At 41.5% G+C, this 20,465-nt stretch carries 18 protein-coding genes and 2 pseudogenes; all 20 read right to left on the bottom strand.

Annotation, left to right across the window (positions count from 1 at the left end):
- Window positions 1-9 precede the first annotated feature (9 nt).
- A complete protein-coding gene (locus QNN06_RS11100) occupies window positions 10-444 on the bottom strand; it encodes a recombinase RecA family protein (protein ID WP_372447569.1) in 435 nt (144 codons plus the stop codon).
- A gap of 331 nt (window positions 445-775) precedes the next feature.
- Window positions 776-1,192: pseudogene (locus tag QNN06_RS11095) on the bottom strand (recombinase RecA family protein); the annotation flags it as partial.
- 290 nt (window positions 1,193-1,482) lie between these two features.
- Window positions 1,483-2,571 carry an endonuclease domain-containing protein gene (locus QNN06_RS11090; RefSeq protein ID WP_217037245.1) on the bottom strand — a complete coding sequence of 363 codons (1,089 nt, stop codon included), beginning with the start codon at window positions 2,569-2,571 and terminating at the stop codon, window positions 1,483-1,485.
- Between the two features lie 59 nt (window positions 2,572-2,630).
- Window positions 2,631-2,822, bottom strand: a pseudogene (locus QNN06_RS11085) (recombinase RecA); the annotation flags it as partial.
- Between the two features lie 621 nt (window positions 2,823-3,443).
- Window positions 3,444-4,700 (bottom strand): competence/damage-inducible protein A, encoded by a 1,257-nt coding sequence (locus QNN06_RS11080; protein WP_213116295.1) that lies wholly within the window; start codon window positions 4,698-4,700, stop codon window positions 3,444-3,446.
- Between the two features lie 26 nt (window positions 4,701-4,726).
- A complete protein-coding gene (gene pgsA / locus QNN06_RS11075; RefSeq protein WP_213116296.1) occupies window positions 4,727-5,305 on the bottom strand; it encodes a CDP-diacylglycerol--glycerol-3-phosphate 3-phosphatidyltransferase in 579 nt (192 codons plus the stop codon).
- Window positions 5,306-5,383: 78 nt separating this feature from the next.
- Entirely contained in the window at window positions 5,384-6,295 is a 912-nt protein-coding gene (locus QNN06_RS11070) for a helix-turn-helix domain-containing protein (protein WP_213116297.1), read from the bottom strand.
- A 20-nt stretch (window positions 6,296-6,315) separates the two neighbouring features.
- Window positions 6,316-7,104 carry a DUF3388 domain-containing protein gene (locus QNN06_RS11065; protein ID WP_213116298.1) on the bottom strand — a complete coding sequence of 263 codons (789 nt, stop codon included), beginning with the start codon at window positions 7,102-7,104 and terminating at the stop codon, window positions 6,316-6,318.
- 155 nt (window positions 7,105-7,259) lie between these two features.
- A complete protein-coding gene (locus QNN06_RS11060; RefSeq protein ID WP_213116299.1) occupies window positions 7,260-7,505 on the bottom strand; it encodes a DUF3243 domain-containing protein in 246 nt (81 codons plus the stop codon).
- A gap of 80 nt (window positions 7,506-7,585) precedes the next feature.
- Window positions 7,586-8,308: an elongation factor P 5-aminopentanone reductase gene (ymfI, locus tag QNN06_RS11055; RefSeq protein WP_284037555.1), complete on the bottom strand. Its 723-nt coding sequence runs from the start codon at window positions 8,306-8,308 to the stop codon at window positions 7,586-7,588.
- A gap of 60 nt (window positions 8,309-8,368) precedes the next feature.
- Window positions 8,369-9,664, bottom strand: coding sequence for an EF-P 5-aminopentanol modification-associated protein YfmH (gene yfmH, locus QNN06_RS11050; RefSeq protein ID WP_284037554.1), 1,296 nt, complete (start codon window positions 9,662-9,664; stop codon window positions 8,369-8,371).
- The gene (gene yfmF / locus QNN06_RS11045; protein WP_284037553.1) at window positions 9,664-10,944 is read right to left on the bottom strand and encodes an EF-P 5-aminopentanol modification-associated protein YfmF; all 1,281 of its coding nucleotides are present in this window, start codon (window positions 10,942-10,944) and stop codon (window positions 9,664-9,666) included. The genes yfmH and yfmF overlap by 1 nt, the downstream gene beginning before the upstream one ends.
- A gap of 155 nt (window positions 10,945-11,099) precedes the next feature.
- Window positions 11,100-12,059: an ABC transporter permease gene (locus QNN06_RS11040; RefSeq protein WP_213116303.1), complete on the bottom strand. Its 960-nt coding sequence runs from the start codon at window positions 12,057-12,059 to the stop codon at window positions 11,100-11,102.
- On the bottom strand, window positions 12,060-13,109 hold the full coding sequence (locus QNN06_RS11035) for an ABC transporter permease (protein ID WP_213116304.1): 1,050 nt from the start codon (window positions 13,107-13,109) through the stop codon (window positions 12,060-12,062). It lies immediately after the preceding gene.
- Entirely contained in the window at window positions 13,102-14,631 is a 1,530-nt protein-coding gene (locus tag QNN06_RS11030) for an ABC transporter ATP-binding protein (RefSeq protein ID WP_213116305.1), read from the bottom strand. The genes QNN06_RS11035 and QNN06_RS11030 overlap by 8 nt, the downstream gene beginning before the upstream one ends.
- Window positions 14,632-14,841: 210 nt before the next feature.
- A complete protein-coding gene (locus tag QNN06_RS11025) occupies window positions 14,842-15,927 on the bottom strand; it encodes a BMP family lipoprotein (RefSeq protein ID WP_213116306.1) in 1,086 nt (361 codons plus the stop codon).
- Between the two features lie 84 nt (window positions 15,928-16,011).
- Entirely contained in the window at window positions 16,012-16,737 is a 726-nt protein-coding gene (locus QNN06_RS11020) for a GntR family transcriptional regulator (RefSeq protein ID WP_213116307.1), read from the bottom strand.
- Window positions 16,738-16,949: 212 nt separating this feature from the next.
- Window positions 16,950-19,298: an FtsK/SpoIIIE family DNA translocase gene (locus tag QNN06_RS11015; RefSeq protein ID WP_284037552.1), complete on the bottom strand. Its 2,349-nt coding sequence runs from the start codon at window positions 19,296-19,298 to the stop codon at window positions 16,950-16,952.
- Between the two features lie 141 nt (window positions 19,299-19,439).
- Entirely contained in the window at window positions 19,440-19,658 is a 219-nt protein-coding gene (locus QNN06_RS11010) for a YlzJ-like family protein (RefSeq protein WP_213116309.1), read from the bottom strand.
- Window positions 19,655-20,410, bottom strand: coding sequence for a ClpP family protease (locus QNN06_RS11005; RefSeq protein ID WP_284037551.1), 756 nt, complete (start codon window positions 20,408-20,410; stop codon window positions 19,655-19,657). The genes QNN06_RS11010 and QNN06_RS11005 overlap by 4 nt, the downstream gene beginning before the upstream one ends.
- Between the last annotated feature and the right edge of the window lie 55 nt (window positions 20,411-20,465).

The following is a 20,465-nucleotide window of genomic DNA, read 5'->3' as shown; positions in this document are numbered from 1 at the left end:
TCTTTAAAATTAATCTAGTAGCTCAATTTGATCATCGTCATCCGCTTCGGTGACAGTTTTTTCACCATCCAACCCGTAGTGTTCACGGATTTTTGTTTGGATATCAAGGCGGATATCAGGGTTTTCCTTTAGGAACAGTTTTGCATTTTCCCGGCCCTGTCCGATTCTTTGATCGCTATAGGAATACCAGGAACCACTTTTTTGGACAATTTCTAGTTCCGAACCCATATCGACGATTTCGCCTTCTTTTGAGATGCCTTCTCCATACATAATATCGACTTCAGCTGTACGGAATGGAGGCGCAACTTTGTTCTTAACAACCTTAATTTTTGTCTTGTTACCAACCATTTCAGCGCCTTGCTTAAGGGTTTCAGCACGGCGGACTTCAAGACGGATTGTCGAGTAGAACTTCAAAGCCCTACCACCAGGAGTTGTTTCTGGCATATTCTATAGATTTACCATTTCTATAGCACGGACTATCTCTTCATCTCTACTTAAATTAGAGAGCCTTGCACTTCCGGCAGCAGCCTATCCTCTGCCGTACCCTACTCAGTTAGCTATCTTAATAGCCCCTTTTGGTAGTCTCTACACCTTCCTCACACATATGTAAGGCTCGGCACGGTATTACCCATTTAGTGGCGGGCTTCACCGTTAGCGATGTTTCCATCACACCCCTAGGCAATTGGGTTCACAAGGTATTTTGCATGCTATCACTAGCAAGGGAAACCCAGTGTAAACTCCTTAATCTTTTAATAGATTAAGCAACTACGAGTTGATTTCCGAACATAACTCCGACTTTTTCACGGATTTGGTTGATAAATACTGCAATTGTTTTTGATTTGTTGATTGCACCTGATAGTTTACGAAGAGCTTGAGACATCAAACGGGCTTGTAAACCTACGTGGGCGTCCCCCATTTCACCTTCGATTTCTGCTTTTGGAACTAGGGCAGCTACTGAGTCGATTACGATGATATCAACTGCACCGCTTCGTACCAGTGCTTCAGCGATTTCAAGTGCTTGTTCACCAGTGTCTGGCTGGGATAATAATAGTTCATCAATGTTTACGCCTAATTTTTGGGCATAAGTAGGGTCCAAGGCATGCTCAGCGTCAATAAACGCCGCTTGTCCGCCTTTTGCCTGCACTTCTGCGATTGCGTGAAGGGCTACGGTTGTTTTACCAGATGATTCGGGCAGTATTGTTATACACAAGGCTTTTTATCCTTGCTTCTGGAGGTCACCCTCATCATTACACGCTCTGGTTAGACATGTAACTACAGCTGGTCCATTCCAGCTCAGCTCAGCGTACATATTCTCCCTCAGCTCACTCTGTTAGGGAAGGGACACTCTTGCCGAGATTATATTCTACATATTTATGTAGGTTCACTCGGTACGCGTTACGGTGCTGAATGCTTTTTAATTCATCCAGTTACCTCGGAATTTTCTCATGACCTGAGATGTTTTCCGATTTTGCCCCTTTCAACCTATTGGTTTCCCAATAAGCGGGCGATTTTTCGTTTCACTTTTGGAAAATCAGTATTAACATCATATTCCCAGATTTCATAGACTTTATATCCTAATTCCTCGAAATACCGTTTTTTTATCAGATCTTTTTCAATTGCAAGTTTCTGCATTTCATTAGGAATTGGATAAAGAATCGGATTTCCATGCCAATAATCCCCATTAGCCTCTATAACTATGGTACCAATTACAAAGTCTGCTTTAAAATTAAAATCAGAGCCTAAAATTACTTGTTTTAAATACTTTACACCAAGATCCTTTATAATCTTCTCTACTTTTTGTTCAAGGCTAGTATCTTGACCACTTTTGCGGGCAATTCCAAGTTTATTCAAACGATGTTTAATGGCTTTCGGACTTCTATCCAAAATAAATGCAATTTCCTCAATCGTTTTTCTTGAATATTGCATGAGAAGAGAATCTTCTTTTTCGGACCATTTCGATCCATTAGTTACTAAACCTAATTTAGAAGCTTTAATCATTACTGCTTTAACCGACCGCTTTAATTTTTGAGAAATTTCCTCATAAGTTAACATATCGATATTGGACACTAAAAACTCTATTTCTTCTTCAGTCCAATACTTATCAGGAGGATTCTCAACGATGTGAAAATCATTCCTGTGTAGCCCCAACTTTAATCTTTTTTTTAGAATTGATGAAGGGCTTCTTTCTAAAATACAAGCGATGCTCTCATCACCCATAGTCAAATAATTTTTAATTAAAAATACCTCTTCCTCATTTGACCAGAGTTTAGTTTTTGCAACATAACCTTTTGGATCATATTTACGATATATATTCCTAGCTTGTTCTCTTGTAATATGATACCTTTCAGCAATTTCCTGATAAGTTAATTTTGATGAAAGAATCTCTTTAATTGTCGATTGGTCAAGGCAAAGCTTCTCATTCTTATTTAACTTTAATTTGGCTCTTTTTCTTTCAATTGCATCCTTCGTTCTTGATAAATAGTTCCCAATCTCTTGGTCAGTCATAGTTAAGAAGTTATTAATCAGGAAATCAATCTCATCATCTGTCCATTTTCTTGAAATATGTGTCATGATTATTCTCCTTTATTAATTAATAGGAGAAAGCATTCCATCAGCTAACGATATCATTCACCATAAATTTCAATTATTCTTCCCCGTGGATATCCACCTACACCAAGTGCTACGTCAAGTGCTAGGGAGCCGCTTGGTACTGTGGAAATCCTTGTTTCCTGCTGCTCTCCCATTTTCATGATGGAACCTTTACCGAATTGTTTCTCTATTTGCTTTAGCGCCATTTCTAAGGCGGCCTTTCGGTCACTCACAAATAGTTCCTCCTTTTTATTTATAAATTTAAATTATTGCTGGAATCTATTAATTGAAACCTATTAATAATATAACCTCTTTTGGGCAATTTGTCGAGGAAAAACGCGAACATCTATTCGACCTATTTCTAAGTAATTTATGTAAGGAAAAATACAATTACACTTGAGAAAATTTATTTTTCATAATGGTTTATGAATAAACAAAGGAAATTCACTAATTGTCAGAAAACTATAAAATGACTAGAGTTCACTCGTATTTTTACCAATGCAAGCCTTCAACCAGCTTACTAGGTAATATTGCCTTTCTATTTTTACCAATGCCCCCTCACTCAGACCAAACGGGTAAAATAACCCCTCTATTTTTACCGTTGCCCCTCCCCTTCACGACTAACGGGCAAAATAACCGCTTCATTTTTACCGTTGCCCATCTCCTTCACGTCAAACGGGTAAAATAATCGCTCTATTTTTACCACTAGTTCCTCAACAGCACCTTTACGGGAAAAATACATCACTAATTTTTACCATTTTTGCCTATCAAGCGCCTCTCAGGGAAATAAACCCTTCATGAAAACATTCTCCGCCCTTCACAAACCTTCGAAAAACAAAAAAACCACAAAACACCTAAACGGTATCCTGTGGTTTAGCTTTTAATAACTTTAATAGATAATAACACCCAAATTTAACAGCCCTCACCCTGTTTGCGGCCCTTCCACCGGCAAGAGTTAATTTTTCTACGACCGTCGGCTTACCAGCAACAGCCATCCCAATATAAACCGTCCCAACCGGTTTCCCTTCCAGTTCATCCGGTCCGGCCACACCGGTAAAGCTAATTCCGATATCAGTCCCAAAAATCCGAGCCGAATTTTCCGCCAGCTCACGGGCACATTCTTCACTTACAGCCCCATGCTGATCAAGCGTTTCCTGCCTAACTCCGACAACATCCCGCTTAATTTCATTGGCATAACATACAACGCCGCCTTTGAATACAGAGCTTGCTCCAGAAATCGAGGTAATCTCCTGCTGGAACAGCCCGCCTGTTAAACTCTCAGCTGCTGTAATGGTTAATTGCCGAGCCTTTAATACCTTAGTCAGTTCTTCTAACAACGAGGAGCCACCATATCCATAAATAAATTGTCCGACCCTCCCGCGAATCTCAGCCTCAACTTCATCCAGCATTGCCTCAGCAGCCGCAGTATCCAAGTGCTTTGCAGTCAAGCGCAACGTCACTTCCCCATCACCTGCAAGCGGCGCAATCGTCGGGTTGCTTTGAGCATCAATCAAATCGATAATTTCTGTTTCCAGGGCCGCCTCGCCAATCCCAAAAAAGCGCAGCACTCGGGAAACAATTTGTTCCGTCGAGCCGGTTGCCGAAGCAAGCGCCTGTCTGCCATAGCGGGAAAACATCGGCTCCATTTCCTTTGGAGGTCCTGGCAGGAGCATATAAATATGACCGCCCGTTTTCATCACCATACCCGGAGCCATGCCAAAGTCATTCGGCAAAACTTCAGATCCCTTCAAAACCAATGCCTGTTTCCTGTTATTCTCCGTCATTACCCGGTTTGTTCGTTTGAAATAATCCTCAATCGATTCTAATGCCGTTTCATCATGCGCAAGTTCTGTACCAATATGGCGGGCAATTGTTTCCTTCGTTAAATCATCCTTGGTCGGTCCCAGTCCGCCAGTAAAAATAATGATTTCCGAACGCTTCTCGGCTATGTCAATCGCTGCCTTCAGCCTGTCAGGGTTATCGCCAACCACCGTATGAAAATATACATCCACTCCGAGCTCAGCTAATTGCTGAGATAGAAATCGTGCATTCGTATTCACAATCTGCCCGAGTAAAAGCTCTGAGCCAACTGCAATAATCTCAGCATTCACATCTATCGCCCCTTCCAAATCAAAGTTTACTTCGAATTCTTCAGCACATGGCTATTTTTCGCAAAATAATCCCATCCTGACCAAATCGTGAAAAACATCGCGACCCACAATGCCAGAATATCAAAGCGGAAAGGAAACAGCGCAAAAATAATGTTATGTAATAGTAAAGCGGAAATCGCAATAATTTGTGTCCAGGTTTTAATTTTTCCAAGCATATTGGCTGCGACAACCTCTCCTTCTCCTGCAAGCAGGAGGCGGAGACCTGTGACAGCAAATTCCCGGCTGATGATGATGATGACAATCCAGGACGGGGCATATCCAAGTTCCACAAGAACAATCAAAGCAGCTGAAACAAGCAACTTATCGGCAAGCGGATCGAGAAATTTGCCCATGTTGGTTACAAGGTTATACTTACGGGCATAATGGCCATCTACCCAGTCAGTCGTGGAGGCTAAAATAAAAATCAGCGCCCCGACAAAATGTGTAACAGGCATGTCCGCCCCAAGCAAGGACATTTGTCCCCAATCAAAAGGAACCAACATAATAATCATAAATATCGGGATTAAAAATATTCTTGAAACGGTAATTCTATTTGGTATATTCATCAAAATTTCCTCCTAAAAAACCAGCGTGCTTTAAGTGCACTATAAAATACACGCCAAAAATAGCCATCGAAAGGATGACTATTGTTGGGTCTTCGGAACATATTGGATCGTAATGTCCTGACGAACCTTCTCAGTTGGTGCGACTGCATACTCGATCTTTTGATCATTTACATAAATATCGGCATCCAACGTTCTTCCAATCGTGATGACAGCTTCTGTTTCCGCTGATAAATCAATAGTCTGGGATTCAACACCGCCTGCTTGCAGTGTTCCGGAATAGAAAGATTTTCCTTTGCCATTCCTTACACTAACCCAGGACACGCCACGCGATACAATCTTGACGACGAATTTATCCGCATTATTCACTGAATAAGTCGAATTTCTTCCACTGGTTTGTACCACTGATAAAACTTGCTTCGGGGGTTCCTCCACAGGTGTTTTAGCTTCTTCCTTTTTTGGTTCTTCCTTAGCAATCTCTTTTTTCTTTTTTTCTTCCTTCGCCTTTTCCTCGGCTTGAGCTTTTTCAAGCTGTGCGTTCTTGACTAATTTTACCTGTTCATTATCCTTGTTCGTTGATTGATTTGAATCTGTACCCGCATTCGTAGCGAAAAAATAATATAAAAGACTAGCAATACCAATGACGAAAACACCAATTAACACCTTTGGCAGCACATCAAAAATTTTCGAATTTCCTTGTGAAATTTTCTTGTGCGTAGTTACTCTTGATAATTGCTGCGGCAGTTCATCGCTATAAGAAGCCGGGATTTCACTTTTATACGTTTCAAAAAGCTCTTCGGGATTTAGATTTAAGGCTTCTGCATATTGCTTAATAAATGCCCGCACATAGAAATTTCCGGGCATGGCTGAATAGTTGCCTTCCTCAATTCCAACTAAATAACGCTTTTGGATTTTTGTCATAGACTGCAAATCATCAAGACTCAAACCTTTGGCTAAACGGGCTTCTTTTAATCGATTCCCTAATTCAGTCACCGTTAACACCTTCCAATTTTTTAAAAATCAAAATCTCCAAAATCCGATCCGGAGAACATATTGTGTTGATCAACTACCTCATATGTAATTTCTTCGTCAGCGTGATTCCTTAACTCAATAATATAATCAAAATCATCAAGCGTATACTCGGAGTTTTGGACGAAAATATCCGGATGCTCAATCACCTTTACAGAAGGGAGACGCATAATTTCACGGACTAGCTGCCAATGCCGCTCATTTGCCCTGCGGGTCGAAACAATGCCATCAAGAATAAACAGATTATTTGCATTGTATTCGTCTTCGATTAGCTGATTACGGATCGTTTGCTTAAGCAGGGTTGATGAGACGAACAGCCAGCGCTTATTGGCACAAACGCTTGCGGCAACCAGTGATTCCGTTTTACCGACACGTGGCATGCCGCGAATGCCAATCAGCTTGTGGCCTTCCTCCTTAAATATTTCTGCCATAAAATCCACTAAAACCCCAAGCTCGCTTCTGATGAATCGGAACGTTTTTTTATCATCTGCGTCCCGTTGTATATAGCGGCCATGTCTGACAGCAAGACGGTCCCGCAGTTTTGGTTCTCTTAATTTTATTAGTTTTATTGTGTCCATAGTATTTAAAATTGACTCAAGACGTTTAATTTGATCATCATCTTTTGCCAGTATAAGCAAGCCGCGTCTTCCTTCATCGACACCATTAATAGTTACAATATTAATAGCAAGCATTCCTAAGAGGGATGAAATATCACCTAACAAACCCGGACGGTTTTTTGTAATTTCATATTCTAGATACCATTCTTTCTTCATGCTTTAACCCCCATTTAGGATATCAATCATTTTCAGTTTCAAAACGCCCTAAACCTTATCATAAATGATTTTGATAGAAGATGAAAGAAAAAACATGTCCAAATAGTAATTAATATCTATCAAAAAAGAGAGGAGATTTCTCCTCTCTTTACACACTATTGTTTTACAAGCTTAACCATTACGTTGGCAATGGCTTGCTGCTCCTGTGGATCAGCAACTGACCACATATCGGAAAGAACTCTTTCTTGCTCATTCTTTGGATCAACGTTCCTTGCCAGATAGTCACCAATTTGGTAAGCAATGGTGTTGATTGCTCCTTCACTCATTCCTTGAGATTGTGCGTTGTTTAGGCGATCCCCAAGGAAGTCCTGCCATTGTTTCCAGTTATCTAAAACAGACATAATTTTGCCTCCTTTTAAGATGGTACAAGTATATTTTGCAAAGCGGAGGCAATTTCTATACATCCTGAAAATATGAATTTTTAGGTATACCAGCCGCCATTGATGGCAAGCACCTGGCCTGTCATATAACTGGAATCATCAGATAAAAGGAAGGCTGTGCCCTTAGCAATTTCTTCGGCCTGCCCCAGCCTGCCCATCGGAATTTCAAAGGCAATTCTTTCGGTTTCTTCCTCCGTAAAGCCGGCCATCATCGGCGTATCTATCGCCCCAGGAGCGATGGCATTCACACGAATTCCATTTAATGCAACTTCCTTGCTTAAGGCCTTCACAAAGGAAATCTGCGCTCCTTTTGCGGCAGAATAGGCAACTTCACAGGCAGCACCAGTCTGTCCCCAAATTGATGTGATTACCACAATATTTCCTGATTTTTTAGTGATAAGTTTTGGCAGAAGTTCTTTTGTCAGCATTAAGGGACTTAATACATGGACATTCATGAGTGCCATCGCTTCGTCCAGCTTTAAATCCATTAACAATCCATATTGCCCCATTCCGCCGCAATGTACAATCGCATCCAGCGAAAAGATTTGCGAGCTAACCTTTAAATAACCTTCCGGCACAGCCAAATCGGCATGAATCGGTATGTACTCCCCCTTAAAGGGGGAAAGCTTGTTCAGCAACTCTTTAATCGACTCTTCATTTTGATTGTAATGCAAGTAAAGATGATATCCTTTTTCTGCCAATTGGTAAGCTACCGCCTGGCCAATTCCTCCGCTCGCTCCCGTAATAAGAACATATTTATGCATATTGTTCACTCTCTCTTTAAATAAGGAGGCCTGATCCCTAGGGGGCAGGCCTCTGGATTTCTATTGTTTATTTTTGGGCACGACCTGGCAGACTGAAATCCGCTCGTCGGCAATTACTTCCGAAGCCAGTGACTGAACGTCTCCCAGAGTGATTTTTTCAAGTGTTGGCACGACATCAAATAGGTTCATGTCGTTAAAGGCGTAGCGGGTAAATTGGTTTGCGATATATTCAGGAGAGTTGACCGCCCTCAGGAATGCACCAATTTTCTTTTTCTTAGCCCTTTCTAGCTGTTCTTCGGTAAATGTTTGGACACCCTTTGCATCCAACAGGATTTTTTGGATTCTGTCTGCTAGTTGGTCCGGATTATTCGTATCGCCGCCGATCATCGCAAAGCCAAAGCCCTGCTCCTGCGTATAATCGAAGGAGAATGATTCATCGACCAATCCGTCATTATATAGCTTGTAATAGTTTTCAGAGCTCTTCCCAAATAGTAAATCAAGGAGCACATTCATGGTTAACTCATTTTTTAACATTTCCGGGCCTTGCTGATCCACGTGCAGCGCCTTAATACCAACCAAGCATTTTGATGTTTGCACATTCATTTGCAAAACCTGTTTTTTCTCCGCTGCCTTTAGGGGTTCCTCTTCGAACTTCCGCTTAATTTCAGGCATTTCCTTATAGTCCTTCTTAGCCTGATTGTCTTTTACCTGTTTCATGATTTTGTCCGGGTCAACCGCTCCAACAATAAACAAAAGCATGTTGCTTGGGTGATAAAAAGTATTATAGCACTCATACAGCCATTCTTTTGTGATTTCGGAAATGGACTCAATTGTTCCCGCAATGTCAATTTTGACGGGATGGTTTTGGAATAGATTTTCGATGATCCCGAAATATAAGCGCCAATCTGGGTTATCGTCATACATCGTGATTTCTTGCCCAATGATGCCTTTCTCTTTTTCCACTGTTTTGTCAGAGAAATATGGGTCCTGAACAAAATCCACCAATGTTTCTAAGTTTTTTTCAACATCTGAGGTGCTCGAAAACAAATAGGCAGTCCGTGTAAATGATGTAAAGGCGTTGGCCGATGCTCCCTGTTTGCTGAATTGCTGAAAGACATCGCCATCTTCTTTTTCAAACAGCTTATGCTCCAAAAAATGGGCAATCCCATCAGGAACCTTGACAAATTCGTCTTTTCCCAAAGGCACAAACGTATTATCAACCGAACCGTACTTAGTTGTAAAGGTTGCATAGGTTTTATTAAAGCCTTTTTTCGGTAAGATGTAGACATGTAAGCCGTTTGACATTTTCTCGTGATAAAGCTCTTCTTGAAGCTGGTCAAAGCTGATTTTCTCCATTACTTGCCCGCCTCCGTTCCTGTTAAGAAATAAATGGTATCAAGGTTGATCTTATTAGCCACTGCGATAATTTCTTCTTTGGTTATTTTCTGCATATCAGTAATCCATGATTCGAGCTTAATATCTTGGTTTGCAACGACGTTATGATATAGAAGCTCGAGTAACCCCCGCGATGTATCAATGGTTTCAAGAATTTGGTTGCGAATGACGGCTTTAGTTTGAACTAGCTCGGCGTCCGTGAAGTCCCCCTTTTGCATTGCTTCCATTTGCTCGCGAATGATTTTAACAGCCTGATCATAATTTTTATTATCGATACCCGACATGACCATCATTAAACCCTTATGGCTTTCAAGCCGGCTGGCTGCATAATAGGCGAGACTTGCCTTTTCCCGGACATTGATAAACAGTTTCGAATGGGCAAAGCCGCCAAAAATGCCGTTAAAAACCTGCAATGCAAAATAATCGGGATTGCCAAAGACGATATTTGTTCGGTAACCCATATTTAATTTTCCTTGTTTGACATCTTGAACTTCCTTAACCTCATTTACTTCTGTTCTGTTTTGAACCTCAGTAGCGGAAGCCTTTTGTGGAGTGCGATTTTCAAATTGCAGAAGCCCTTCTGCAATAGTCTTCACTTCTTCTTCTTTTACATCGCCAATCACGTAAAGATCCATTTCATCCTCATTAAAGGCTCTCTGGAAATATTCGAATAAGTTTTCAGGAGAAATTGCATCGACTGCTTCAGCCTCGCCATTAACCTCTAGAGCATACTGCTCCCCTTTGCACATTTCCTGAATGAGGCGGACATTGGAGTAGCGCATTTTATCATCATACACTGATTGAATTCTTTGCTTTTGTGTGCGTTTTTCTTTTTCAACTGTTTCCTTATCAAACGCCTGACCGGAGACATTGGGCTTCGTCAAAATTTCTGCCAATAATTCAAAGCCCTTTTTCAATAAAGGACTAGGGTCGGTCAAGAATTTTTCATTTGCAATTTCTATCAGAAAGCTGACAATATGATACTCGCCCTTTTTTCCTAAATCGACATAAAGAGTAGCTCCGTATAGATCATCCAAATAGGAACGGAGCTGTGTCGTCGTTGGATATTTGGCAGAACTAGACTGCAGCACATAGGGCAAAAGCGCTCTTTTCGTGACATCCTCATTTGACAATGGCGCTTTCATTCTCCAGACCAGAGTATTCGTTTTATATTTATCAGTTTCAACAACATGGAGTTTATAGCCTTGCATTTGCGTTATTTTTTCAACGACTGCTTCCATTTATCTTCCTCCTGTCTGTTAAAGGGTCTTAACATATGATATGAAAACATTTTTCTTTATATTTTTTCCTTTCATATAAAACCTATACTATAAAACCTGTACAATTCAAGCTTAAAAAAAGAACCCCCAGAAAATCTGGGGGTCCAAGCAAGTATCTACCTGCTTCCTTTTATATAATGTGTTCCAACTGCCTTTGGGGCATCGGCGCGGCCGATGAATCCAGTTAAGGCTAGAATAGTTAAAACGTATGGAGCAATTAACAAATACACGTTTGGTATTTCTTTTAAGAATGGCAAGCTTGAACCGATGATACTAATACTTTGTGCGAATCCAAAGAAAATAGCTGCTCCAAGTGCTCCAAGCGGATGCCATTTTCCGAAAATCATGGCCGCCAGCGCCATGAAGCCCTGTCCGCTGATGGTAGCATGACTGAAATTAGAAGTTATGGACTGTGCATAGACAGCTCCGCCGATTCCGCCAAGTGCTCCAGAAAGCATTACACCTAAATAACGCATTTTAGTTACATTGATTCCCATTGTATCTGCCGCCATTGGATGCTCTCCGACGGAACGAAGACGAAGGCCGAACGGTGTTTTATAAACAATATACCAAGCAATAATGGCAACGATAATCGCTACAAAGGATGTCCAATAGGTATTTTGGAAAAAGATTTCCCCAATAACTGGAATGTCTTTTAAAACAGGCACATCAATTTTGCTGAAGCCCTTGGAAATAATCCCTGTTTCACCTTTGCCATAAATTTGTTTAACAAGGAACATTGTTAAACCAACTGCAAGTAAGTTAATAGCTACACCGGAAACGGTGTGATCGGCTCGAAAAGTGATGGACGCTACTGCATGCAATAGCGAGAAAATGGCACCGGCGACCATCGCTACTAAGATGGCAATCCAAGGGGTTGCATTTCCGAATGTATCAAAAAATGTTAAGTTAAACACGATGGAAGTAAATGCCCCAATAACCATTAATCCTTCGAGACCGATGTTTACGACACCGGAACGCTCTGAGAAAATACCGCCTAACGCAGTGAAGATAAGTGGAGCAGCCCATAAAAGTGTAGATGGAACAACAATTGTTAAAATGTCCATTAAGCTCACTTACTTCACCCCCTTCTTACCGATTCGATCAAGAAATGCTCTGATTATATAGCTGGATGCAACAAAGAAAACAATAAGTGCGATAATAATATCAACGAGTTCATTTGGCACACCCGCTTCAAGCGGCATGTTTAAAGCCCCTACTTTTAAGGCGCCGAATAAAATCGCTGAGAAGAATACCCCTAATGCCGTGTTAGAACCAAGCAAGGCAATCGCGATACCGTCAAACCCTACACCGGTAAATCCGCCTTTAACGGCCGCATATCCGAAGGTTCCGAGTCCCTCCATTGCACCTGCCAAACCAGCAAAAGCACCGGAAATTACCATGGAAAGAATGATATTTCTATTTACATTCATCCCAGCGTAGTGCGCTGCATGCTGGTTAAAACCCACTGCCCGCAGTTCGAATCCTCTTGTTGTTTTTTCTAATAAGAACCACATGATAAAACAGCAGGCAATTGCAAGGATAATCCCCCAGTGAAGACGGGAATAATCTGTCAGGCTTTGGAGCCATTCTGAACGCAGGCTTGCAGATTCATGAATCATTTCTGTCTTATCACCGCTCTTAGCAGCTAAAACATTTCTTATAATATAGTTAGTCACATGCAAAGCAACATAGTTCAACATAATGGTGACAATAACTTCATGGACGCGAAAACGCGCCTTCAAAAAGCCAGGGATAAAGGCCCACAGGGCACCTGCAACAATAGCTGCCAAGATGGCAAGCGGCAGATGAATGACTTTTGGAAGGTCAAAAGCAACCCCTACCCAGACCGATGCCAGCCAACCGACAATAAATTGTCCCTCTACCCCGATGTTAAATAGACCCACACGGAAAGCAAACGCTACCGCCAACCCCGCCAAAATATACGGTGTAAACTGGCGAATAACTTCCCCAACATAGTAAACTTCCCCAAAAGCACCGTTCCAAAGTGCTGTATAAGCGGCAACCGGGTCATATCCGCTGATTAACATAATAATGGTTCCTACGATAATTCCTAATAACACCGAAATGATTGGTGTTAAGATACCTGTTAAGCGCTTAGACATTTGCACCCGCTTCCTTTCTATTCGATCCTGCCATTAACAATCCAAGTTCTTGTTCGTCTGTCTCTTTTGGATTGACAACAGCAACGATCTTCCCCTCATAAATAACAGCAATTCGGTCGCTGACATTCATAATCTCATCTAATTCAAAAGAAACAAGCAAGACGGCCTTGCCATGATCGCGCTGCTCAATGAGGCGTTTGTGGATAAATTCAATGGCACCCACATCCAAGCCACGTGTCGGCTGAGCGGCAATCAACAAATCAGGATTCCTGTCCACTTCACGGCCGATGATTGCCTTTTGCTGGTTACCTCCAGAAAGAGCGCGCGCCAACGTATATTCACTTGGTGTACGTACGTCAAATTCACTGATTAATTTTCTTGCCTTATTATAAATTTCCTTAAAATTCAATACTCCGCTTTTAGAAAAAGGCTTCTGATAATAGGTTTGCAAAACCATATTTTCGGCAATTGGATAATTTAACACAAGTCCATGTTTATGACGGTCCTGTGGAATATGGCCTACCCCTGATTCTGTAATTTTTCTAGGGGCATGGTTAATTAATTCTTTTCCATTCAGTTGAATGCTGCCGTTATCTGATTTGCGTAGTCCTGTAAGCGCTTCAATTAGTTCTGACTGTCCGTTTCCATCTACACCAGCAATTCCAACAATTTCACCGGCCCGAACTGTTAAATCCAAACTATTAACAACCGTGACACCACGTGAATCCTTCACCGTTAAATCTTTAACCACTAACACTTCTTGCTTTGGTTCGGCAGGCTTCTTTTCTGTTTTAAAGACAACCTCCCGTCCAACCATCAAGCTAGCCAGTTCATTTGGATTGGTTTCACTGACATTGACCGTACCAATTCCCTTACCTTTACGGATAACAGTACAGCGGTCGGCGACCTCCATTATCTCTTTTAACTTATGGGTAATCAGAATAATAGATTTACCCTCTTTAATAAGAGTTTTCATAATTTGAATTAACTCTTTAATTTCTTGTGGAGTCAACACGGCAGTCGGTTCGTCGAAAATTAAAATCTCCGCTCCTCGGTATAACGTTTTTAATATTTCTACCCTTTGCTGCATACCTACAGAGATATCGGATATTTTAGCCTGTGGATCAACAGCTAATCCGTACTGTTCGGAAATTTGCCGGACTTCCTGTTCTGCCTTTTTAATGTCAATCCGGCCAGCAGATGTAATCTCTCTGCCAAGGATAATGTTTTCAGTTACTGTAAATGTGTCCACTAACATAAAGTGCTGATGGACCATTCCGATTCCAAGGTCATTAGCGACGTTAGGATCGGTAATTTTAACAGACTTTCCTTTTACTCTAATTTCTCCTGCTTCCGGTTGATACAAACCAAAAAGCACGTTCATCAAAGTTGATTTACCTGCTCCGTTTTCGCCAAGCAAGGCATGAATTTCTCCCTTTTTCAATTGGAGAGTAATGTTATCATTAGCAACAAAGCTGCCGAATTCTTTTCGAATATTAAGCATCTCAATTACATATTCCATTTATTCTCACTCCCTGTAATAAAGGTGATGGAAATTTCGACCAATAAAAGTAAGAGGTCAGACCTTTCCAAGATTTAAAAAACAGGGATATCTCCCCATTAAAACCTTAATTGAAAGGCAGAAAATCATTTCTGCACTTCAATTAAGATTTCATTAAGAAGGAATAAGCGGATTATCTCGATAATATCCGCTTATTCCCTGTTAGTAGTTTTATTTTGCACTAAAGTTTTTCAATTCATCACGAGTTTGAGGAACTTTTAAGTCACCGGATTTGATTTTTTCAATATATTCTTTAACCGCTTTATCAATCGCATCTTTGTTTGGAGCCTTTGCGTTAATTGGTGCCAAACCTACGCCATCTTCATGTAAACCGTATAATACCACTTCGCCGCCAGGGAAGTTGCCATCCATTGACTTTTTGGACAAGTCTTGAACTGCTACGTCAACACGCTTTAATGCAGATGTTAAGACAACGTCTGGTCCCATGTCAGCTTGGTCACGGTCAACCCCGATCGCCCAGAAGTCTTTGCTTGGTTCTTTCGCTTTACGGTCAACTGCTTCTTTGAACAGACCGTTACCAGTAGCACCAGCTGCGTGGAAGACAACGTCTGCACCAGAAGAGTACATTTTGGATGCAATAGATTGCCCTAATTCTGCCTTGTCAAATGCACCAGAATATTGAACGTCAACCTGTACTTCTGGTTTAGCAGCTTTTACACCAGCAAGGAAGCCTGATTCAAAGCGCTCGATAACTGGAATTTCCATACCACCGATAAAACCGATATGGTTTGTTTTTGTTGTTAAAGCAGCCGCTACACCCGCAAGGAATGCTGCTTCCTGCTCTTTAAAAAGGATACTTGCTACGTTTGGCTGTTTTACTTCAGCGTCAACGATTGCAAAATGATGGTCTTTTTGTTGTTTTGCAATTTCTTCAACGGCTGCCTGCATTAAGAAGCCGATTCCATATACTAAGTCAAAATCTTGGCGAGCAAGAGTATTTAAGTTTGTTGCATAGTCAGCATCTGATTTAGACTGAAGGTAAGAATAACCGCCTTTTCCTTCTTTCATGCCGTTATCTTTACCGAACTTTTGAAGACCTTCCCACGCTGATTGGTTAAAGGATTTGTCATCTACACCGCCGACGTCAGTAACCATTGCTACAGAGAATGCTTTTCCTTTTTCTCCGCCTTTTGATGTTTCAGTTCCTTTGTTGTCATCACTTTTTCCACAAGCACCTAATAGTGTTCCAGCAGCAAGAACAAGTGATAGCGCCATTCCAACTTTACGCTTTTTCAAGGTATTTTCCCCCTAAGAATGTTGTTTGTTAGTAGAAATGTTAAAGCATGGACTGATTACGTTTTCATTGCCAATTAAAAAAAATTAAACACGTTTTCTTAGAACATGAAAACTAAATTTGTCCGCTTTAAAATAGTTTACTGAAAAAAGGACAGGTTCATCCATTTCATCGAAATGCATCTGTTTTAAAACCAACAATGCAGTTTCGGGATCACATTCCAATATTGGGGAAATTTTCTCATGATAGCCAATTGGCTCGATTTGGGCAACCGCATATGTAATCCTTCTGTTGGCCTCTTCTACCAAAATGTTGAAGATTGATTCTTCACCATGTAAAAAGGTTTCCGGCAGTATATGTGATGGAACCTTGTCAATGCAATAAACGACCGGTTCCCCATTTGCGGTTCTTACTCTCTCAATCACGACCATTTCCTCATCAGCGGAACATGAGAAACGACGTATATCCTCTTCCGTTGGGCTTTGAGTTGACGACTTTAAGAAAATGGTTCCTGGTTTCATGCCAGCCTGTTTAATCATGTCAGTAACACTGCTAAGCTGTTCAATCCCTGATGTGAACAATGGCTTTGCGTTAACAAACGTACCAACCCCATGGCGCCTGATAATCACATTTTCCTCTTCAAGAATCCTTAGAGCTTCTCGAAGTGTAGCCCTGCTAATACCAAGCTGCTTGGCAAGATCGAATTCCGATGGCAGTTTTTCTTTTTCTTTGTATATCCCGTCATCAATATCCTGCTTAAGCCGATCGATTACTTGTAAATATAAATGCCGGTTATCTGACTTGATGGACATGCTGCTTTCCTCCAGCCTTTTCCTTAGACATCAGACCTCTGATATCATTCCTACTAATCGCAATAATCTTATCATGTTTTCTGTGAGAAATAAATAGAAATTCATAATTTTGTCGAAAAAAGACGAAATCATAAAAATCATTATTCACCACTATTACTATCTTATCAATTCCCGATAAAAATAGAATAAAAAAAGAGTCCTAAGACTCTTTTTTATGAGCTTTTTTCTTCGTTTGGCTTAGTAATTAAGACCGCCCTAGGTTTGCTTCCTTCATATGGCCCTACCACTCCGCGGAGCTCCATTTCGTCAATCAGTCTTGCTGCTCTTGTATAGCCAATCCGGAAGCGGCGCTGCAGCATTGATACAGATGCTGTTTGCATATCAACAATCAATTCAACTGCCTCGTCATATAATTCGTCTTCAACCTCGCCAGTAGCCTCTGGAATATCATCAGGGATCATTTCCTCCTGATATTGGGCCTTTTGCTGGGAGATAACAAATTCAACCGTGTCCTCTACTTCTTGATCGGAGAGGAAGGCGCCTTGGACGCGGACCGGTTTTGTGGCACCGACCGGCATAAAAAGCATGTCCCCTCTGCCAAGAAGCTTTTCCGCCCCGCCCATATCGAGGATCGTGCGTGAGTCTGTTCCGCTTGATACTGCGAATGCGATCCGTGAAGGAATATTTGCCTTGATGACCCCGGTGATGACATCGACCGAAGGGCGCTGGGTCGCAATAATAAGATGAATCCCGGCCGCACGGGCCATCTGCGCTAGACGAGTGATGGAATCCTCTACATCTGAAGAGGCAACCATCATTAAATCGGCTAGCTCGTCCACTATAACGACAATATACGGTAATAACGGCTGCTTATCATCTTCTTCAAGATTATGTTTTCTAACATGGTCGTTATAGCCTTCAATATTCCTTGTTCCGGTGTGAGAAAATAATTCATATCTTCTTTCCATCTCGCTGACCACTTTTTTCAAGGCCTGGGAGGCCTTTTTGGGTTCTGTCACAACTGGCGCAAGCAGATGGGGTATCCCGTTATATACATTAAGCTCGACCATTTTTGGATCTATCATCATTAATTTCACTTCATGAGGCTTGGCCCTCATCAGAATGCTGGTAATAATACCATTGATGCAGACACTTTTACCGCTTCCTGTCGCTCCAGCTACAAGCAGATGGGGCATTTTATTAAGTTCAGCCATTACTGCTTCGCCGGTAATATCCCTGCCGAGACCTATCATCAACTTGGCATCCGGCTTGTCATTTTGGGTTGCCTCCAATACCTCTCTCAGTGAAACCATGGCAATTTCCGAATTTGGCACCTCTATTCCAATCGCTGATTTTCCGGGAATAGGGGCTTCCATTCGAATATCCTTCGCTGCCAGTGCTAATGCCAAATCATCGCTGAGACTGACGATTTTGCTGACTTTTACACCGACATCAGGATGAACCTCATATTTTGTGACCGCAGGCCCTAGGTGAACCTGAGTGACGCGTGCTTTGACCCCGAAGCTTTGAAAGGTTCTTTCCAGTTTAGCTGCATTCTTGTTGATTAGCTCATATTCACCGCTTTGATCGGTTTTCTTTGGAAGTTTCAGAAGCCTGAGCGGCGGCAATTCATAGGCGGCATTTTCCACTTCAGCAAATGAGATAGGTGGAGTAATATCTTCCTCTGGTTCCTCTTGCTTGCTCCTTCTGCTCTTTGCCGGCTCTCGCTGCGGTCTTTCCCTAGGCAGCTCCTCCTGATATGCCCGGTCCGCAAAATTGGAGATTAACGGTTCCGGGATGACAGCTTCGTCCGTAGCCGCCCGTGGTTCGGGAACATTTACGGCAGTCTCCTGAGTCCGCCTGTTTTCTTGGGCCTGCCTTCTTTGATTGCTACGCTCGGTCCGCCTTTCCTGCTGTTTCTCTTTCCATTCGGCTACATCCGTTTTAAAGGCTTGCCACTGGGTTTTTGAAAAGCCAAAAACCCCCATCAAGATTTTTGCTACGAAATCGCCAAATGATTTGCCGGTTAATAAAATAAACCCTACTAAAATAAAAATAAAGGCAATGATTTTTGTACCGGTTTCTGCAAATAAATAATGAAACAGAGCAAACAATATGGCCCCAAGGATTCCTCCACCGAGATCATGTGTACTGGTTTCCCCCCGGACCTCCATCATGAATAACTCCCATGTATTGTTGATGACACTGGGGTTCTTAAATTTCCCATTATTGCTCAGCAAATCAAACAATGTAACGTGACTCAATAGAAGAAGAGCTAAAACAATAAAATAACTGCCTACAATTTTAATATGAAAGAAAAATGGAATCTCCCTTTTCCACATTAAATAAATACTCAGTATAACCAGCCCCAGTAAACTAAGCATATACCATTCACCCATCCAAAAACGGAAGAACAGGACGGTTGCTCTGCCGACTGCCCCAAGCTTTGCAATTGAAATAATCGCTAATGCTAGGATTGCCAGTGCCGATAATTCATATTGGACCGTCCGTTTTAACTGGGTATCTCGTCTTTTCGGTTGTCGTTTCTTTTTTTTGGCCATTCAATCACCTTTATATTATTGATTTTATTCTAATGATGCCTCGACTTTTTTGTGATAAAGGCAGAAAAGCAGCCTTATTTTGGCTGCTCTTGTCTCTTTACCCTTATTATACCATAATGCGTTAATAGTTTTCCTTTATCCTTATAGATTAGAAAAAGAAATTTTTGCACCAGGGCAAATCTGATCATTCAAAAAATGCTGCGGATCACTACTTAATACTCGAATGACTTGATAATTTTGCTGGTCTGTTTGCTCGACCAATAAAGGGATGCCCTGGTAGGAAATCGTTTGCTGATTTTTGAAGGCATCTGCATCATAAGGGAATATTAGCTCCTGCGGCATCATCGTATATAAAATCATTGAATCAGTCCCTTATTTTCATCCTTTTTTAACTCAATCAATTCATTCAGTTTCTTCATCGCATAGCCGAGGCCCCCTACTTCGTCTATCAACCCATATTTCACAGCTTCTTCACCAATCACGTTTGTTCCAATATCTCTCGTTAAATTCCCTTTAGCAAACATTAATTCTTTAAAGGTTTCTTCCGGTATTTTTGAATGCTTGGTTACGAAACTAACAACCCGCTCCTGCATTTTGTCCAGATATTCAAAGGTTGCAGGGACACCGATGACCAGTCCTGTCAAGCGGATTGGATGGATTGTCATCGTTGCTGTTTCTGCAATAAAGCTGTACGTGCAGGAAACAGCGATCGGAACTCCAATTGAATGGCCGCCGCCAAGAACAATCGAAACGGTTGGTTTCGATAAAGTGGCCAGCATTTCCGAAATGGCGAGTCCCGCCTCAACATCACCGCCTACCGTATTTAAGATAATCAATAATCCTTCAATATTCGGGTTTTGTTCAATCGCTACAAGCTGAGGAATAATATGTTCATATTTCGTCGTTTTGTTTTGCGGTGGAAGCGCCATATGCCCCTCAATTTGTCCCACGATTGTCAAACAGTGAATTTTTGAATCGGCGGATAATTGAGGGACATTCGTTTGACCTAGTTGCTGTATTTTTTCTATTAACGGAGAAGCAGATTTTTCCTCTTTTTGCGGCTCAGCGCCTCCTGGATTCTCCGCATCATTTCTAATAAAATTGTTATTCATCCCAATACTCCCTTCAAGCATGATATCTTTTAGTATTTGCCTATGAAATAAATTC

Origin of the sequence: Neobacillus sp. 114, from assembly GCF_030127045.1 — a bacterium.
Lineage (GTDB): Bacteria > Bacillota > Bacilli > Bacillales > Cytobacillaceae > Neobacillus > Neobacillus rhizophilus.
The sequence above is the reverse complement of the archived record's forward strand: the minus strand, read 5'-3'. Positions and strand labels throughout refer to the sequence as shown.

Excerpts from the sequence above, each read along its gene's own strand:
- QNN06_RS11100 (WP_372447569.1), bottom strand. The coding sequence starts at position 444 with ATGCCAGAAACAACTCCTGGTGGTAGGGCTTTGAAGTTCTACTCGACA.
- QNN06_RS11090 (WP_217037245.1), bottom strand. The coding sequence starts at position 2,571 with ATGACACATATTTCAAGAAAATGGACAGATGATGAGATTGATTTCCTG.
- pgsA (WP_213116296.1), bottom strand. The coding sequence starts at position 5,305 with ATGAATATACCAAATAGAATTACCGTTTCAAGAATATTTTTAATCCCG.
- QNN06_RS11065 (WP_213116298.1), bottom strand. The coding sequence starts at position 7,104 with ATGAAGAAAGAATGGTATCTAGAATATGAAATTACAAAAAACCGTCCG.
- QNN06_RS11060 (WP_213116299.1), bottom strand. The coding sequence starts at position 7,505 with ATGTCTGTTTTAGATAACTGGAAACAATGGCAGGACTTCCTTGGGGAT.
- ymfI (WP_284037555.1), bottom strand. The coding sequence starts at position 8,308 with ATGCATAAATATGTTCTTATTACGGGAGCGAGCGGAGGAATTGGCCAG.
- yfmH (WP_284037554.1), bottom strand. The coding sequence starts at position 9,664 with ATGGAGAAAATCAGCTTTGACCAGCTTCAAGAAGAGCTTTATCACGAG.
- yfmF (WP_284037553.1), bottom strand. The coding sequence starts at position 10,944 with ATGGAAGCAGTCGTTGAAAAAATAACGCAAATGCAAGGCTATAAACTC.
- QNN06_RS11035 (WP_213116304.1), bottom strand. The coding sequence starts at position 13,109 with ATGTCTAAGCGCTTAACAGGTATCTTAACACCAATCATTTCGGTGTTA.
- QNN06_RS11030 (WP_213116305.1), bottom strand. The coding sequence starts at position 14,631 with ATGGAATATGTAATTGAGATGCTTAATATTCGAAAAGAATTCGGCAGC.
- QNN06_RS11020 (WP_213116307.1), bottom strand. The coding sequence starts at position 16,737 with ATGTCCATCAAGTCAGATAACCGGCATTTATATTTACAAGTAATCGAT.
- QNN06_RS11015 (WP_284037552.1), bottom strand. The coding sequence starts at position 19,298 with ATGGCCAAAAAAAAGAAACGACAACCGAAAAGACGAGATACCCAGTTA.
- QNN06_RS11010 (WP_213116309.1), bottom strand. The coding sequence starts at position 19,658 with ATGATTTTATATACGATGATGCCGCAGGAGCTAATATTCCCTTATGAT.
- QNN06_RS11005 (WP_284037551.1), bottom strand. The coding sequence starts at position 20,410 with ATGAATAACAATTTTATTAGAAATGATGCGGAGAATCCAGGAGGCGCT.